Source organism: Catenulispora pinistramenti (assembly GCF_018274385.1).
GTDB classification, from domain to species: Bacteria; Actinomycetota; Actinomycetes; order Streptomycetales; family Catenulisporaceae; genus Catenulispora; species Catenulispora pinistramenti.
This window is the reverse complement of record NZ_JAAFYZ010000121.1, coordinates 1-16,771: the sequence shown is the minus strand read 5'-3', so window position 1 is coordinate 16,771 and position 16,771 is coordinate 1. Positions and strand designations below refer to the sequence as shown.

Genomic DNA, 16,771 nt, shown 5'->3' with positions numbered 1-16,771 from the left:
GCGATGCCTGGTCGAAAGGCCAGTCGTCAGCTGGTGGAACGGCCAAGGAGGATTCGATGGACGAGTTCAAGCCCGAAGCTCCCTCGCTCGCCGATGCGCTCGGAGACCTCAGCGCGTTGAGCCTGGACCTGGACGCGCTGACCGCCGGCGAGCAGGGCGAGACCCTGACCACCGGGCACGGCATGACCGAGGCCAGCGCCTCGTACTGCTGCGCGCCGCCGCCGAACTGCTGTAACTGCAGCTGCTCCTGATGTAACCGCAGCTGCTCCTGAGCAGCGCCTGAACCCGCTCGCCGCTGCAGCGGCGAGCGGGCGTGGCCGCAGGAACGCGAACCGTGAGAAGACGTCAGTGCCTACGCATCAGCGACAGGTAGCGCCCGGTCGGCGCGCCGAGCCCGGTCGTGGTGTCGAAGCCCGGTCCGGTCGCAGGGGTCTGCGTGCTGGGCGGGGTCACGGGCATCGTGCCGAGCGCCTGGTACAGGATCCAGTTCCAGGTGGTGGCGCTGAGCTGGGTGTAGACCGCTGCGGCGGGCGCCGGGCCGGTCAGCGCGGTGATGTCGCGGAAGGCGCCGGCGCCGGACAGCTGGTACAGCAGCGGGTTGGCGAAGCCGATCGCCTTGCCGCCCCGGGCCTGCTGCGCGAGCGCCTGCACTCCGGCGAACAGCGGAGCGGACAAGCTGGTGCCGCCGGTGCGGCGCTCCTTGTAGGTCCACGTGGCGGGGTCCGGTTCCGTTATCGCGCTGATCGCGGTGCCGCCGATCAGCATCCCGGTCATCCCGTCGGCGTCCATCCCCACGTCGGGACCGACGCGGTCGCGCTTGCCGTCCGGGCCGGTGGCCTCCTGGCCGGAGACCACACCGCGCTGGTACCACGGTTGCGGCTGACCGGTCATCCAGCCGCCGCCCGCGCCGCCGCCGATGCCGCCGTTGATCGGCTGCCAGGACTTGCCGTCCGCGCTGAGCTGGCCGGCCGAATCGCCCCAGCCGGTCTCCCACTCGCGCGAGCCGTTGGCGTTGACGCCCAGCGAGGTGCCGCCGACCCCGGTGACGAAGTCGGCCCCGGCCTGGGGGTTGAGATAGGTGCCGGTCGCCGGGTCGTGTCCGCCGTCGCCGCTGGAGTAGTAGAAGCCGACTCCCTGAATCGCGCCCTCCTCATACACCGCGTCGTAGGCCTGTTGCAGGTTCGGCGTCGTCTGGAACGCCACGGACAGCGAGACGATCGTGGCCGGGGTGTGATCGAGGGTGTAGACGAGGCTGTCGAGGACCGAGCCGTAGGCCGCCTCGGACGTGCCGACGGAGAAGATGTTCGCGTCCGGGGCCATGCCGTGCACGGCCTCCACGTCCAACGTGTTCTCGATCATCCCGCCCGCGTCATTCGCGCGCGTCGGTGCGGGGGAGCCGTCGGGAGTGGGCACTACGGTCAGCTGGCCCGGCCGCAGCGGCTGCGTGCCCACCTTCTTCGCCCACGTGTCGACGTCCTGCTGCAGGGTGTCGATGGCCGGCGTGATCACGGCGACGTTCTGCCCCTTGCCGGTCAGGTCGGCCTTGTCCAGACCGTAGGCGTGGCGCAGCTGGTCGGGGGTGTAGCCGCAGGGCGGCTCATCGGGCACCTTCCCGTTCACCGGGGGCAAGTCAGTGAACTGCTTCTGGCCCCAATACGACCCACAGGAATCGTCGGACGATCCGCTGGAGGACGCGCCGGGCGTGCCGGTCGCGGCGGTGTTCGGATACGACACGCCTCCCAGCCGCGCCGGACGGTTCACCCCCGTGCCCGTCTTCTGGCCCGAGGCCCCGTTCGCCGAGTGCTCGGTACTGCTCTGGCCGGCTATCGGGACGGGAAACTGGGAGTCGCTGGGGGAGAAGATCAACGGGGAGACGCCGGCGGGCACGGACAGGTCCGTGGAGGGTATCTGCCAGTGATAGGGGTCCTGGGGGTAAGGATCGGCGTAGTTGTGGAAGGTCACATCGAACGCCTTCTCCAACTGGCCGATCGTCCCGGTCACGCGCAGGGTCCGCCAGTTCGGCTCGCTGACCGTCAGCCCGGCCGACTTCAGCCAGTCCTCGACGATGCCGAGCTGACCCGGGGTGAGTTGGTCCAGGGCCTGGGTCTGCGCGGCGGTGAGGTAGTGCCCGTAGTCCGGGCTGCCCGGCGTCGAGACCGCGCGGGCCTCGGCGGCCAGCAGAGCCGGGTCACGGACGTTGAGATAGAGGTTGTCGGTCACCGTGATGCCGGGATCCGACGGGCCCAGGTCCGTGAGCCCGTAATCGCTCTGGTAGCCGGTCCCGGACAGGGTGACCCGGGACTGCGCCGCGGTCGCTGTCCCGGCTCCGCTTACGGTCAATGTGGCCGTGCAGGCACAGGCCAGCACAGCCGATGCCCATCGACGTTGATCGAACTGCACAGTGGTGCTCCGTCCGCTTCGGGGGATGACGAAGGCAACACTGGCCCCGGGGCCGTTACACGGGTGCTAGCAGAGTCCTTACAAAGTTCTAAGGATAGTGGTTGCCAAGTTCTAAGCAGAGTGCTTACAAAGCTCTTAGGCTTGCCCACTTGGATCGGCTCCATGCGCGTATTGGTGGTCGAGGACGAGACCCTGCTGGCCGACACGATCGCCGAAGGGCTGCGCGACCGGGGGTTCGCCGTCGACGTGGTCTACGACGGACAGGCCGCGCTGGACCGGCAGGTGCTCGGCGTCTACGACGTGGCCGTACTGGACCGTGATCTGCCGAGGGTGCACGGCGACGAGGTCTGCCGGGCCTGGACGTCCGCCACCGAGCCGCGCGCCTTGCGCATCCTGATGCTGACGGCGGCCTCCGCGGTTCCCGATCGGGTGGCCGGTCTGGAGTTGGGAGCCGACGACTACCTGGGCAAGCCGTTCGCCTTCGCGGAACTGGCGGCCCGGGTGCGGGCCCTGGGCCGACGCACCCGGGCCGCGAAGCCTCCGGTCCTGACCCGGGCCGGCGTGCGCCTGGACCCGGCGCGCCGCGAGGTGACCCGGGACGACATGCCGATCCGCTTGTCCCCCAAGGAGTTCGCGGTGTTGGAGGAGTTGCTGCTCGCCGACGGCGCGGTGATCCCGACCGAGTGGCTGTTGGACAAGGCCTGGGACGAGAACGCCGACCCGTTCACCAACGCCGTCCGCGTGACCATGACCGGGCTGCGGCGCAAACTCGGGGTGCCGTGGGTGATCGAGACGGTCCAGGGCGTCGGCTACCGGATCCCGTGAACCCGTGAGGCGCCCGTCGATCCAGCTGCGGCTGGCATCCTGGTACACCGCCCTGACCATACTGACCGGACTGATCCTGCTGGTCCTCGTCTATCTGCTCGTCGTGCCCTCGCTGCCGAACTTCCTAGCCGTCGCCAGAGCCACCCCCTTCAACCCGGCGAACACCGTGCCCGCCCCGCGAAGCAGTACGAGCGTGGCGGTGAGTCCCTACAACCTGCGGGGCCGGGTGGGAACGTCGATCATCACCCTCGGCGCCGTGGCCCTGCTCGCCCTGGCGGTGCTCAGCGCCTGCCTGGGCTGGCTACTGGCCGGACGCGTGCTGGACCCGGTCCGCGCCGTGACCGCCACCGCGCGCCGGATCGCCGAACGCAATCTGCACGAACGGATCGCGTTGAAGCGTCCGGCCGACGAACTCAAGGAACTCGCGGACACCTTCGACGCGATGGTGGGCCGGCTGGAGCGCTCCTTCGACGGGCAGCGCCGCTTCGTCGCCAACGCCTCCCACGAGCTGCGTACCCCGCTGGCCACGGCGCGCGCCGTCGCGGAGGTCGCGGCCACCGCCCCGAACGCCTCGCCGGACGCCCGCCGCCTCGGGACCCGGCTGCTGACCATCGCCGTCGCGCAGGAGCGGCTGCTGGACAGCCTGCTGGCGCTGGCCCAAGACGAGTCCACCATCGACCGCACCGCGCGCGTCGACCTGGCCGTGCTGGCTGTGGAAGCCGTGGCCGCGCACCAACACAGCGCCCGGGCGGCGGGCGTCGAGCTGCACACCGAACTGGTCGCGGCCCCGCTGCTCGGCGACTCGGCGTTGCTGACCAGAGTGGTGCACAACCTCGTCGACAACGCGATCCGCTACAACCGGGCCGAAGACGGCTGGGTGCGGATCCGGGTCGGGGCCGCCGAGGACGGCCGGGCGCGGCTGTGCATCGTGAATCCGGGTTCGATGATCGACCCGTCCGATGCCAGTGCCCTGTTCGAACCGTTCCGCCGGCTGCACCACGACCGCACCGACCATCCCCGCGGCTCCGGCCTGGGCCTGTCGGTCGTGCGCGTGGTCGTGCAGGCCCATCACGGCACTGTGCACGCCGAGCCCCGGGCTGGAGGCGGGCTGGCGGTGCACGTCGCCCTTCCCACGGACGACGAGCCGCCTCGCTCGTGATGAGGAGGCGGCTCGTCGTGTGCGGACTCGTGCGGACTGGTGTGGACAGCCCAGCCGGGTCCCGTACTACCTGCGCTGCACAGCTCAGCGGGTGGCGTGCAGGGCGGCGGCGGCCTTGGCGCCGTTGCCTTGGCTGATGACGCCGGTCGTGCTCGTGGCGTCGGCAACGGCCCGGCCGTACGTGCCGCCGTAGCCCCGCGCGGTCGTGAAGGTGCCCCACATCACCGAGTAGGGTTCGATTTCCCCGTCCTCCGTCGGGAAGTAGTCGGGCGCGGATCGCACCAACCGTTGGATGATGTGGGCGCCGTCCAGGCTCTGGCGCACCTGCTCCTCCCAGTACTCCTGGGTGACGTGCGGGTCCGTTCCCAGGACCACGCCGATGCCGCCGTGCATCAGCGTCGGCTTCAGGACCAGATCGGTGCGGTTCTTCAGCGCGTACTCGACCAAGTCCACCTGCTCGCCGTCGTCCAGGGTGCTCTCGCCCTCGGTCAGGATCCTGGTCCACGGCAGCAGCCGGTCCAGGCTGGCCTGTTCCCCGGTGGTGAACAGGTGGCGGTTGGCCCGGTCCGCGACCATCGCCAGCGCGTTCTTGCTGCCGTAGACCTCGGCGTCCAAGGGGGTGAAGATCTGGACCTCGCCCCTTTCCGCCGCGGCCACCAGGGGCGCCATCACCGCGGCCTCGTCGGGGCGCGAGACCAGGTTCTCCAGCATGAACACGCGCCAGACCGCGTCCACCCGCTGCCCCCGCAGCCAGACCGAGCCGTCGTCGTACTCCAGTTCGCCCAAATGGCAGGCGCCGGCGCGGATTCCGTAGCGCTCGCCCCAGGTCTCGGCGGCGGCTCGCAGGTACTTCCCCAGAGACGGGAAGCTGCCGGGGGAGTCCACGATCGCGATGAAGGGATCGTCCTCGCGGGCGACTCCCGTCTCGGCGAACAACGTGTGCAGCGCCTCGACCCGGGTGTCGGTGTACTCCAACGCGTGTTCGGCGGCGAAGCCGGCCAGCGTCGGGTGTTTGAGCATCACCCCCGCGAGTTCGGCGATGTCCACCCCGCCGATGTTGCTGCCCATGTTGAACTCCACGATCTGGAACCCGCCGGGCACGGCCAGCAGGTCGGCCCGCGCGAACCGGGTCACCTCCCGGCCGCGGCTGCGCGAGGCCATGTCGATCTGGGTGTCGGTCATCCCCACGGCGCGGGCGAAGGCCGTCAGGTCCCCGCCGAAGAGCCGGTCCGGCAGGCTGGCCAACGCGGTGCGGAGATTGACCAGGTCCTCGGTCAGCCGGGTCTTCTCCTGCGCGGTGAGGAACAGCGGGCACGGCAGGTAGCGGCCGAGGGCGGCAGTGTCCAGCACCTTAGCCTCGGCGGCGACCGGGCCGAGTAGTTCAGAGGGCTTGTGCCCGTTGCGCCGCACCAGGTCCAGATAGGCGGCGCTAAGTTCGTCCCCTGCCATGGATCAGCGATCCTCTCCCTCGTCGAGACCGCTGACCGCCGTTCCGGTCCGCGCGTCGTGTGGTTCCTCGGACTCGAACTTCAGCAGATCGGCGAGCACGGGCCGGTGTGCGTGGGGCGCGCCGGATGTGTCCGTACCGATCGAGAAGAACGGGCCATGCTGGGTTTCAGGGGCCTGATGGCTGTCGGCGGTCGAGGCGGTGATGACGGCGTCCGCGCCCTCGCCCACCCGATCATCCTGAGCGCTCAGCGGTTCGCACCAGGGGTCTTCGTGCAGCCCCAGCACCTGCGAAGCGCGCTCGATGTTGTCCACCACGGTCCGGGACGGCGGTTCGGCCCGGTGTCCCGTCACCGTGCGCAGGATGAACGTCTCGTCGTGAACCCGAGCCGTGATCAGCTGCATGGTCCGGACGAACGCCAGCGTGTACATCCCGGTCGCGTCCCCGTCGTGCGCGACCTGGACCGTGAGTTCGCTCGGGGTCCGGCCGTCCAGACATTGGTCGAGCAGCCGGGTCGCGCTCCGCGTGGCCGCCAGGACGTCGGCTGTTCCCAGGTGCGTGCGCAGCTGCCGGTAAATCTCATCCCTGAGATACCCCAGCCGCGCCGAGGACAGCTGCCCGCCGCCGGGTCTGTCGATCTGCTCGATCACCGAGACGCCGCTGGAACCGTCGGCGCGCCGCCAGTGCTCGTGCAGCCGGATCCGGCCGTCGGGCAGCCGATCCGGGACGCTCACCAGCGTGCCGGCCGCGCTCTGCCCGTCGGAGGAGACCTGGCAGTAGGCGCCGTCGATGGTGCCGTCGGGGCGGATGGCGCCGACCAGGCGGCCGGTGCGCACGTTCCCGCCGGCGAATTCGGCCCACATCTCGTCGCCGCGGCTGTGGTACAGCCCCACGGTGGTCGCGGCGCCGGGTTCGTGCTCTGCTTCGACCGGCCGGAACCGGAGGCCGTCATAGGCGAAGCCGGCCTCGCCTTGCTCGTGCTCGCTGCTTTGCTCGGGCATGTTCATCCCCACGTCACCGCGCACAGGTTTTCCGGGAGGCGGTAGACCTCGCGCTCGAGCATCGAGTTCACGATGAGCGCCGAGCGCACCGGCAGCAGCGTCAGGTTCGCGTCCGGGATGCCGTGGCTGAAGCGCGCCCGGTTGAGGGCGTAGATCCGGTGGCCGTTGCTGCCCTTCCACCGGATCGAGTAGTCGGACTCGACGATCACCTCGCCGTTGTCGTCGAAGTCCACGCGCTCCCGCAGTTCGTCGTCGAACGGGATCGGGGTGCGCTCGCGGCCCATCGCCACCACCGCGTAGGCGACGGGTATCTCAGAACGCTGCTCCGAGGTCTCGCAGCGCAGCACGACCTGGTCGTCCTCGGCCGTGGCGCCCACGACGTCGTGCCCGACCATGATGTGCGCGGCGAAGCTCCCGGTCTCCAGCAGCGCGTGATAGTTCGCCTGGTAGACCGCGCGCATCCCGCCCGGGGTCAGCGCGTCGCCGGTGGAGCGCTGGCCGCGCACGAGCTTCTCCCGGCTGGAGAGCGTCAGCCCCTGCAGGAACTGCTGGTGCTCGGGACGGTAGAACTCGTTCGCGATCGGGGAGTCGTCGATGGTGCGGAACCACTGCCCGCGCCCGATCCACCGGATGGCGGTGAAGCCCTCGCCGATCAGCCGCAGCACGGCCTCGCAGCCGGTCTGGCCGCCGCCGAGCACCGCCACCGGCACGGTCTTGTCCACCGCCATCTCCGGCAGCCGGTGCACCAGTCGGTCGGCGATGAACACCCGGTCCTCGGGCAGCCCGGACAGCTGCGCCGGGATCGCCGGCCGGGTGCCGACGCCGACCACCACGTGCTCGGACAGCGAGTGCGCGACGCCGGCCGAGCTGAGCTGGAAGCCGTCGGCGCCCAGCGAGATCTCGTCGATGTCCACGCCGAAGTGCAGGTTGTCGATCTGGCCCGCGGCCCAGGCCAGGTAGCGCTGGTACTCGCGCCGGGGAAGGCTGTCGAACTGGGAGTTGTTCAGGGCGTAGAAGCGGCCCGAGGTCACCAGGTAATTCAGGAAGCTGAGCCGGTGGGTCGGGTCGACCACCGTGACCAGGTCCTTCAGCCAGGAGGTCTGCATGTCCACGCCCGGGTGCAGCAGGGTGGCGTGCCAGGACGGTCCGGGCTGCCGGTCGAACAGGACCATGCCGCGGTCCTGGGTGCAAGCCTGGTAGAGCGCGGCCAGGCTCAGGTTGCTCGGCCCGGCGCCGATGGCCGCTACGTGAAAGGCAGGAGTGTTTTCGGACACGACGTGGTTCTCCTCATCAGTTGGAAAGACGTTGCCGCGCCGCGGGCCGAGTACGCGAAAGTGACACGTTCGGCCGCGTGCGTGTTGTGCCTGTGGTCGCGCGGGACGTGCGTCGCTCGCGCCGTGAGGACTTTCGGCGCGTGCGTGACTGGTGGTTGGTTACCCGTGCAGGATTTGCTCCGCCGCGTGTGCGCTCGCGGGCAGAACGGTCTTGGCCGAGCCACCGGACCCGGCCGAGAAGGTGAAGACCCCGCCCCCGGCCGCGGCCACCGGCTCCAAGACGAGCCCGGCGCGGTCGCCGTAACAGTCGGCGGCCACGACCGTGCGCAGGCGCGCGGTCGGCGTCAGGCCCGGAAGCCGTTCGGCTGCCAGGTGCAGGGCCCGGTCTGTGAGATCCGGGTCGGTGTCGAGCCGATCCGGGTCCACCCCCCAGGATTCGGTGGGTACGCCAAGGAGCATCACACCGTCTTGGGCGGGCCGTCCGAACAGCCCGCTGGTCTCGTCGATGAACGGCGCCGGCCGGTGGCCGGCGGCCTGGACGAGCGTGTACTGGATCGCCTTGGTGGTCAGCCCGGCCGCGCGCCAGCCCTGCCGGTGCAGCAGGGCCGGAGTCCAGGCGCCGGTCGCGAGCACGACGACGTCGAACTCCCGCGAGCGGCCGTCCGGCGTCCGCACGTTCCACGACCGGCCGCTGTGCGTCCGCTCCAGGCCCACAACCGGGCCGTCGAGCAGGACGCTGCCGGATCTGACCGCGAAGTCGACGGTCAGTGCCTTGCGGAACTCGTGCGGCGAGATGTAGCCCGCCTCGTGTTCGAACACTGCGAAAGCGTGCTCGGGCAGGCCGCGCCAGCCTTCGGCGGCCAGTTCCGCGGCGTCGGCGATCCGGACGCCGGCCATGGCCCGGGCCGCGGCCAGCGCCGCCAGCTGGTCGGGCCGGCTGGTGTCCAGGATGTAGGTCGATCCGGCCCGGCGGTAACCGGCCCATTTGCGCAGCAGCGGATCGGCCAGCAGCTCGGCCAGGCCGGCCTCGGCGTTGCCGCGGTGCCAGGGGTCGATGTCGAAGGCGCGGACCAGCCCGCCGGAGGTCCGGCTGGCGTCCTGCCGGCCTTCGGAGGAATCCCCGACAAGGGTTGTCTCAGTCCCGGGGCAGCGCGAACAAGCCAGTCGCCAAGCCAGTGCGGCACCGGCCAGGCCCGCACCGATCACACAGACCCGGGCGCTCATGGATCAACGCATTGGGAAAGGAATAAAGGATTTGTCTCAGGGCTCATTGGTCTATACCCCTACCGCTCTCGAGTCTCGGTATTCTGGGGGTCCCCGTCGGGCATCCAGTAAGCGCTGAAAACCACCACCGGGGTGTCCGGCGAGCTGTTGTGGACGATGTGCGACTCGTTGCTCGCCAGAAGGAAGCCCGAGCCGGCGGCAACCGCGGTGATCGTCCCGTCCGCCGCCTCGACCTCGGCGACGCCGCCGAGTACCAGGGAGAGCTCGACATCGGGGTGCTGGTCCTTGGCACTGGAGCTCCCGGGGGCCACCGAGTACCACATCCCGCCGAAAGGCAGCTGGTCGGCGCCCTGGAACTGCTCCCACCTGACGACCTCGACTGCTCCGGTCGTGCTGGCCTGTGCGGTGGATCGATTGAAGACGTGCATGTAGTGCCCCCTTCGCCCGTGACCTTTCCCCCGCCGGAGGATCCCTCTGGTGGTGGGGCGAGATGCTAGCAGCACTCTTAATCCGTGATCCAGGGTTCTGATATCGGTATCTATGTGTATCGGGGATATGACTACGAGTATTCATTGAATCCCCGACATTTCGCGGTCCGCCGGCGCATAGTGGTGCCGTACCCGAGACCCCTGATATGTTCCGGTCCCTCGGTCTACGATCTGGGCCGCTGACACAGCGAGGAGAGCGCGCGAAGTCATGGCAGATCCCGCACTGGCCGCGCCGGAAGACCGGCCGTTCGTCATCGTCGTATCGAGCCTGGGAGCCCTGTTCCGAGAGCCGTTCCACCAGGCCCTGGCCCCGCACTACCGGGTGTGGCTGTTCCTCGGCGGGGCCGGCCGCGACCCGCGGGTGACTTGGCAGGAGCCTTACATCCTCGGATCGACGCGGGTCGACACCCTCGACGCCGAGGCGATGCTCGGCGCGGCCCGCGAGCTCGACGAGCGGCTCCGGGCCGAGTACGGCCGGGGCATCGAGGGCGTACTGAGCTACGACGAGTCCCGGATCATCGACACCGCGGCGCTGGCCGAGGGCCTGGGCCTGCCGACCTCCGGGGCCGAGGCGGTGGCCCGGTGCCGGGACAAGCACGCGACCCGGCAGGCGCTGGACGCGGCCGGTGTCCCGCAGGCCCGCTCGATCGCGGTGGGCAGTGCCGAGGACGCCGTGCGGGCCGCCGCCGGGCTGGGTTTCCCGGTCGTGGTCAAGCCCCGCAACCTGGCCGCGAGCTTCGGCGTGGTCCGGGTGGACCGGGCCGAGGACGTCGCAGCGGCCTTCCACGCGGCCGCCGGGATCGAACTGGCCGAGGAGAAGGCGAAGTACCAGGAGTCCGTGCTGGTCGAGGAATACCTCGACGGTCCCGAGATCAGCGTGGAGACGGCCTGTTTCGACGGCCGGGCGGCCGTGCTCGCGGTCGCGCGCAAGCAGCTCGGCTTCGCGCCGGCCTTCGAAGAGGTCGGACACGTCGTGGACGCCGCCGATCCGCTGCGCACCGATGCCGACCTGGCCGCCTTGGTCGCCGCGGCGCACCGCGCGGTGGGGTTCCACACCGGCGTCACCCACACCGAGCTGCGCCGCACCGCCGCCGGCTACAAGGTGATCGAGATCAACGCCCGGCTGGCCGGCGGCCACATCCCGCTGCTGGCCCTGCTGGCCGGCGGGATCGACGTCAACCGGATCGCGGCCGACGTCGCGTGCGGTCGTGACCCGGGGCTGACCGATTCGGCACGCCGGGTCGCCGCGATCCGGTTCTACTACCCGGAGCACGACGGCGTGCTCGCCCGCGTGGACATCGACCGGGACGCGCTGCCCGCCGCGATCGAGCAGGCTCAGGTCCTGGTGGACCCGATGACCGAGGTCAAGCTGCCGCCGCGGGGTGTGGCCTGGCTGAGCCGGGTGGCCCACGCCATCGCCGTCGCCGACACCGCCGACGAGTGCGTCTCCGCTCTGGACGCCGCGCAGAAGGCGATCACGATGGAACCGGGCACCGGGGAACCGGACATAGAGGCCGCTCGATGAGCGCCAGCCCGCCGGCCGAGTCGGCCGAGTCGGCCGCCGAGCAGGCCGCCGTCGGCATCCTGGAGACGCTGCGCGGCGTGCCACTCGTCGTCCGGGTGCTGCTGATCGGCGTGTTCGTCAACCGCCTCGGCGCGTTCCTCCAGGCGTTCATGGTGCTCTACCTCGTCCATCGCGGGTTCAGCGCGACCGAGGCCGGGGTGGCGCTGACCGTCTACGGCGCGGGCTCCGTGATCGGCCTGTTCGGCGGCGGCGGCCTGGCCGACCGCTTCGGGCCGCGCCTGACCATCACCGCCTCGATGCTGGCCGGCTCGGTGCTGGTCGCGTCGGTCAGCCTGGTGACCGTGTATCCGGTGATCCTGGTGGTGCTCTTCTTCACCGGGGCGATCGGTGTGTCCTACCGGCCGGCCACCGCCGCGATCCTGGCGGCCAACACGCCCAAAGCCCGCCAGACCATGGTCATGGCGTTCAACCGCGCGGCCTCCAACGTCGGGTCCACCGCCGGCCCGCTGCTGGCGGTGTGGCTGATCCAGGTGTCCTGGAACCTGATCTTCTGGATCGACGGCGCGACCTCGCTGGTCTTCGGCCTGATCGCGCTGGGTGTGCTGCCCCGGGACGCGGCGCGCGGTGACCGCCCGGCCGCGAAGCGGCCGACGACCGGGTACCGGATGGCGTTCCAGGACCGGCGCTTCGTCTATTACCTGGTGATGGTCTTCGTCAACGCCGTGATCTACGTCCAGATGATGGCGGTGCTGCCGCTGTCGGTGAAGCACGCCGGGCACGGGACCATCGTCTACAGCTCGCTGTTCAGCCTGAACGCCGGACTGGTCATCGCCTTCGAGCTGCTGATCACCAAGTTCGTCCAGAACTGGTCGCCGCGGCTGGCGGTGATGACCGGCTTCGTGCTGCTCGGCGCCGGCATGGTCGGCTTCGGACTGCCCGGCGGGGTGCCGATGCTGTGGATCGCCATGCTGATGGTGACCCTCGGGGAGATGGTGGGCGGCCCGAGCGTGTTCTCCTGGCCGGCCCGGGTCGCGCCGGAGGGCGGGACCGGTCGCTATCTGGGCACGATGCAGTCGGTCTTCGGGCTCGGCCAGGCGGTGGGCCCGGCGATCGGCGTCGCCCTGTGGAACACGACGCACCAGCAGGTGTGGTGGTGGACCGGGGCCATCGCGGCGGTCGGCATCGCGATCGGCTATTTCGGGATGCGCGAGTCGCAGGTCGCTCCGCAGGCCACCGCGCAGGCCGCCTCGGAGGCCACCGCGCCGGTCGGCGCGGCGACGGACGGCACCGAGGCCGTCCCGGCCTGACCGCTCGAACGGTTGAACACCTCGGCCGTCCCGGCCGGGCCGCCCGAACAGTTGAACAGCTTCTCCCCGCCTTCAGCAAGATCCTGATTCTCAATACCGGCTCTGAGAAAGGTGTTCGCGGTGCAGCAGTCTGTCCCGGTCCGGACCGGCGTCAAGCTCGTCATCTCCCCGCAGCCCACGCCGAACGGCCCGCTGCACGTCGGCCACCTGTCCGGGCCGTTCCTCGCCGCCGATCTCGCCGCCCGCGCGGCCCGGGCCGCCGGCGAGGACGTCGTGTACTTCTGCGGGCTGGACCCGCACCAGAACTACACCCTGGCGCGCGCCGACCAGTTGGGCATGCCCGTGCCGGACATGCTCAAGGTCTTCGGCGACCGGATCCACCGGGCCATGGAGCTGGCCGGATTCGACTTCGACCTGTTCAGCGATCCCACCACCGACGCCGACTACCGGGCCGCCGTGCCCGAGTTGCTGACCGGACTCCTCGCGGCGGGCGCCGTGCGGGAGAAGGAGACACCGGTCGCGCTGTGCTCGGCGTGCAAGCAGACGCTGCACCACGTCCGCGTCACCGGTTCCTGCGGGATCTGCGGCGAGGGCGCGGCCGGCGGCTGCTGCGAGGGCTGCGGCGGCTTCACCTCCGCGCTCAATCTGGTGGACCCGGTATCAAGCTGCTGCGATGCCCCGGCCGAGTTCACCACGGCGGTGCTCCCGGTGCTGATTCTGGAGGATCTGCGCGAGCCGCTGCGCCAGGCGTGGCTGACCGAGCAGCTTCCGACCTGGGTCCGGCAAGTGCTGGACCACTACCTGCAGGCCGGGCTGCCGGAGATCCCGATGGCGTACGAGACCGACTGGGGCCTGCCGTGGCAGGGATCCTCGGGCGCACAGCTGCGGATCGACGTCTGGTGTGAACTCGGGCTCGGCTACCTGTACACGATCGCGCGACACCTTCAGCCCGGGGTCGAGGCGACCCCGGCCGCGTGCGCCGCGGCCTGGGAGGCGATCTCAGAGGTCTGGCACTTCCTCGGGATGGACAACTCCTTCTACAACGCGGTGCTGGTCCCGGCCGTGCTGGCCGCCGCCGGCGTCTCGCCCGCCAAGCACGCCGGGATCATCTCCAACCAGTTCTACCGGCTGGACGGCCTGAAGTTCTCCACCAGCCGGGACCACGCCATCTGGGCCGACGAGTTCCTGGCCGCCGAGGACCCGGCCGTGGTCCGGGCCTATCTGGCCTGGGACCGGCCCGACCACCACGGGACCGACTTCACCACGGCTTCGTTCGAGGCTTTCAAGGCACACCTCGGCGCGGTGCTGGACGGCAGTGCGGCCGGCACATACGCGGCCGGTTCGCCGTTGGCCGAACTGGATGCCCAGCGCGGGCTGCGCGCGCTGCGGCTGGAGTCCTTCGACCCGCCGCTGGCGGTGCGCTGCGCGCTGGCCGCGTATCCGTCGGGTGCCGAATCGGCCAGGGTGCTGATGTCCTGCATCACTGGCGCAGAGCACTGAGAGGCTCCGGACCCACCAAGACCAATCCTGAAGCAGGCTCTGAAGAAAGCGTAGTGGGAGCATGGAACGGAACATCGTCATCGTCGACCCGCTGTCCACCGGGCAGGAACTGGCCCCCGCCTTCGCCGAGCGCGGGGTGCGGGCGATCGCCGTCATGAGCATGCTGGACACGCCCGCGGCCGTGCTCTCGGGCTGGTTCCCGGAGAACTTCGAGCACATCCTGGTCTGGAACGGGACCGAGCGGGGCCGCCGCGTGCTGGCCGAGCACCTGCGGCAGTTCGACCCGCTGGCCGTGATCCCGGGCAGCGAGTTCGGGGTGCTGCTGGCCGAGCACCTGGCCGCCGAGGTCACCCCGGACCTGGCGAACGACCCGGCGCTGATCCCGGCCCGCCGCGACAAGTGGGACATGGGCCAGGCGGTGGCCGCCGCGGGCATCCCGACGCTCAAGCAGTTCCGCGCCGAGAGCGTCGAGCAGGCCGCCGCGTGGATCGAGCAGGAGGGGCTGGGCGGCTCCAAGCTGGTGCTCAAGCCGACCAACAGCTGCGCCACCGACTCGGTGCACTTCGTCGAGCCCGGCGGCGACCTGCGCACGCCGTTCGAGGCGATCCTCGGCCACACCAACATCACCAACCAGGTGAACACCACGGTCCTGCTGCAGGAGTTCGCCGAGGGCGTCGAGTACATCGTGGATCTGTACGCGGTCAACGGCGAGTACGGCCTCGTGGACGTCTGCCGCTACACCAAGGCGGTCCGCTACGACCATGCGGACCACGGCCGCACCGGCATCTACGAGCGGGTGGACTTCCTGCCGCCGGACACGCCGGAGGTCCCGGAGCTGTTCGCCTTCGCCCAGCAGGTGGCCAAAGCCGTGGGAATCCGCAACTTCAGCGCGCACGTCGAGGTCATGCTCACCGCGGCCGGCCCGCGCCTGGTGGAGATCGGCGCCCGCCCGGCCGGCGGCGGCCACCAGATGGTCACCCGCCTGGCCACCGGCGACGCCCAGATCCAGCGCACGGTCCGGCACCTGGTCGACGGCGAGTTCAAGCCGGGCTACGACTGGCTGCGCCACGTCCGCGCCGCCTTCCTCACCGCCCCCCGCTCCGGCACCTGGCGCAACGGCGACCTCTTCGACCAGGTGGACGGCCTGCCGACGTTCGACTGCAAGCACATCCCCTACGGCACCGGCGACGTCGTCCCGGCCTCGACCGGCCTGTTCGACGCCTTCGGCTGGGTGGTCTTCGCCGACCCGGACCCGGAGGCCGTCGAGGCGGACTTCGCGAAGCTGAAGGAGCTGGAGGCGCAGATCATTCTGGACTGAGGTGCGGCGCCGCCTCCTGAGAGATCAAGGCTCTGATGACTGCCGATGTGGCGGCAGCAGTAGCTGATCGACAGTCCGGACTCGTACGGATTCCTTGGTGTGGCCGGATGTCCTCCATGAAGATCGATCCGACGGGAAGCATCGGCGCCCAAGACCACTTTGCCCACTGCGAAGTGGCTTCGGCGGCTACTTCCCGACGATGAGGACCCACACGGGAAAGAGGAGCACCAGGTGAAGAATTCACTCTCCGTCCGCCGCTTCGGCGCTGCCACCGCATTGACCGCGCTCACCCTGGTCGGTGGAGGCGTGGCGATGGCGTCCACCGCATCGGCCAGCACCGTCGCCGCGACCTCGGTTTCGGCCAGCGCATCGGCGGAGGCCGTGGTGACGCCCGATGGCGACGCCACAGGTTGCTATTCAGTGCTGTACAACTTCGATGAACTCACCACTTCGACAAAATTGGTCTGCGTCACGACGGCTGTCGCGGCGGTGGTCAATGCCTCGGCTGCCTACGGCCACTGCGTGTTCACGATGTCGGGCCTCGGCGTGAATTCGAGGGTTGCGGTAGCGGCGTGTACTTTCGCGGCGTTCAACTAGAGTCCAGACCGATGTAGGCGCGGCCCCGGGGTTGATCGCCCGGGGCCGACCGCCCGGGGCCGGGGCCGGGGCCGGTGGACTACTGCCGGGGTCAAGCCCCCCGTGTCAGGCAACGTTTGCTCTGGTGATGACTTGGCCTGGGCGGAGGTTGTCGGCGTGGCGGTTTCGCTAGATTGCTGGCGGGGTGAGGTAGTGCGGTAGCGGGTCGGTTTGGGGTGTTCGGGTTCGGATCTTCTTTGGGGTTGGAGTTTGTGGGCCGGGTTGCTGTTGGTCTGTGGTTTTCAAAGCTTTTTACGGCCTTCGGTCATAGTTGTGCCGGTTCGGGGTTCAAGTCGGCGAGTCTGTGTTTCGGCTGCCGGTTCTCGCGTTCACAACCCCGCCGCACCTCAGGCCTCTTCAACTCCAGCAAGTCAGAGCAAGGGCAAAGGGCCAGATCAAGAGCAAGATCAACGGCACAAGCAAGATCAACAGCAAGATCAAGGTCAAGGGCTGTGATGAAGGGCCGGGCCTCCGGCGGGCCTCGGCAACCTCAGGGAAACTAGCGCGGTTCCCTCGGGTGGCCGGGTGAGTCTCAGCGGTGGCGGTTTGTGGGGTGGTGCGGTCCGTTCCCCTCGGTCGCGTCGTCAGCCCGGGGGGTACAGCACCGGTGTCCGGGGGTAAAGTCCGCGCGCGGCGGACATGCAGGTAGGCGGCGGTTTCGTATGGC

General features: G+C 69.9%; 14 protein-coding genes. 8 read left to right on the top strand and 6 right to left on the bottom strand.

The genetic code is table 11. The annotated features are described in order from the left end of the window. The first annotated feature begins 56 nt into the window (after positions 1-56). On the top strand, positions 57-251 hold the full coding sequence (locus KGQ19_RS29210; protein ID WP_212014777.1) for a thiomuracin/GE37468 family thiazolyl RiPP peptide: 195 nt from the start codon (positions 57-59) through the stop codon (positions 249-251). Between the two features lie 94 nt (positions 252-345). Here the strand turns inward: KGQ19_RS29210 and KGQ19_RS29205 are convergent, their stop codons facing one another. Further along, on the bottom strand, positions 346-2,340 hold the full coding sequence (locus KGQ19_RS29205) for a S53 family peptidase (RefSeq protein WP_212014775.1): 1,995 nt from the start codon (positions 2,338-2,340) through the stop codon (positions 346-348). 222 nt (positions 2,341-2,562) lie between these two features. Here KGQ19_RS29205 and KGQ19_RS29200 point away from each other — a divergent pair, with 222 nt between their 5' ends. Beyond that, positions 2,563-3,225: a response regulator transcription factor gene (locus KGQ19_RS29200; RefSeq protein ID WP_212014773.1), complete on the top strand. Its 663-nt coding sequence runs from the start codon at positions 2,563-2,565 to the stop codon at positions 3,223-3,225. A 4-nt stretch (positions 3,226-3,229) separates the two neighbouring features. Next, entirely contained in the window at positions 3,230-4,384 is a 1,155-nt protein-coding gene (locus KGQ19_RS29195; RefSeq protein WP_212014771.1) for a sensor histidine kinase, read from the top strand. Between the two features lie 84 nt (positions 4,385-4,468). Here KGQ19_RS29195 and KGQ19_RS29190 read toward each other — a convergent pair whose 3' ends face one another. The 5 genes from KGQ19_RS29190 to KGQ19_RS29170 form a co-directional block, all read right to left on the bottom strand. Further along, positions 4,469-5,833, bottom strand: a complete 1,365-nt coding sequence (locus KGQ19_RS29190; RefSeq protein WP_212014769.1) for a hypothetical protein — start codon at positions 5,831-5,833, stop codon at positions 4,469-4,471. 3 nt (positions 5,834-5,836) lie between these two features. Continuing rightward, positions 5,837-6,832, bottom strand: a complete 996-nt coding sequence (locus KGQ19_RS29185) for an avidin-fold protein (protein ID WP_212014767.1) — start codon at positions 6,830-6,832, stop codon at positions 5,837-5,839. Positions 6,833-6,834: 2 nt separating this feature from the next. Next, positions 6,835-8,106, bottom strand: a complete 1,272-nt coding sequence (locus tag KGQ19_RS29180) for a SidA/IucD/PvdA family monooxygenase (protein ID WP_212014765.1) — start codon at positions 8,104-8,106, stop codon at positions 6,835-6,837. Positions 8,107-8,265: 159 nt separating this feature from the next. After that, entirely contained in the window at positions 8,266-9,330 is a 1,065-nt protein-coding gene (locus KGQ19_RS29175) for an FAD-dependent oxidoreductase (RefSeq protein WP_212014763.1), read from the bottom strand. 59 nt (positions 9,331-9,389) lie between these two features. Further along, on the bottom strand, positions 9,390-9,758 hold the full coding sequence (locus KGQ19_RS29170) for a cupin domain-containing protein (protein ID WP_212014761.1): 369 nt from the start codon (positions 9,756-9,758) through the stop codon (positions 9,390-9,392). 268 nt (positions 9,759-10,026) lie between these two features. Here KGQ19_RS29170 and KGQ19_RS29165 point away from each other — a divergent pair, with 268 nt between their 5' ends. From KGQ19_RS29165 to KGQ19_RS29145, 5 genes are all read left to right on the top strand, one after another. After that, the gene (locus KGQ19_RS29165) at positions 10,027-11,343 is read left to right on the top strand and encodes an ATP-grasp domain-containing protein (RefSeq protein ID WP_212014759.1); all 1,317 of its coding nucleotides are present in this window, start codon (positions 10,027-10,029) and stop codon (positions 11,341-11,343) included. Further along, positions 11,340-12,650: an MFS transporter gene (locus KGQ19_RS29160; protein WP_212014751.1), complete on the top strand. Its 1,311-nt coding sequence runs from the start codon at positions 11,340-11,342 to the stop codon at positions 12,648-12,650. Before KGQ19_RS29165 ends, KGQ19_RS29160 begins: the two co-directional genes overlap by 4 nt. Positions 12,651-12,770: 120 nt before the next feature. Further along, complete coding sequence (locus tag KGQ19_RS29155) at positions 12,771-14,150, top strand: class I tRNA ligase family protein (protein WP_212014749.1); 1,380 nt, start codon at positions 12,771-12,773, stop codon at positions 14,148-14,150. A gap of 61 nt (positions 14,151-14,211) precedes the next feature. Then, the gene (locus KGQ19_RS29150) at positions 14,212-15,468 is read left to right on the top strand and encodes an ATP-grasp domain-containing protein (protein ID WP_212014747.1); all 1,257 of its coding nucleotides are present in this window, start codon (positions 14,212-14,214) and stop codon (positions 15,466-15,468) included. 231 nt (positions 15,469-15,699) lie between these two features. Then, positions 15,700-16,065, top strand: a complete 366-nt coding sequence (locus KGQ19_RS29145) for a hypothetical protein (protein WP_212014745.1) — start codon at positions 15,700-15,702, stop codon at positions 16,063-16,065. The last annotated feature ends 706 nt before the right edge of the window (positions 16,066-16,771 follow it).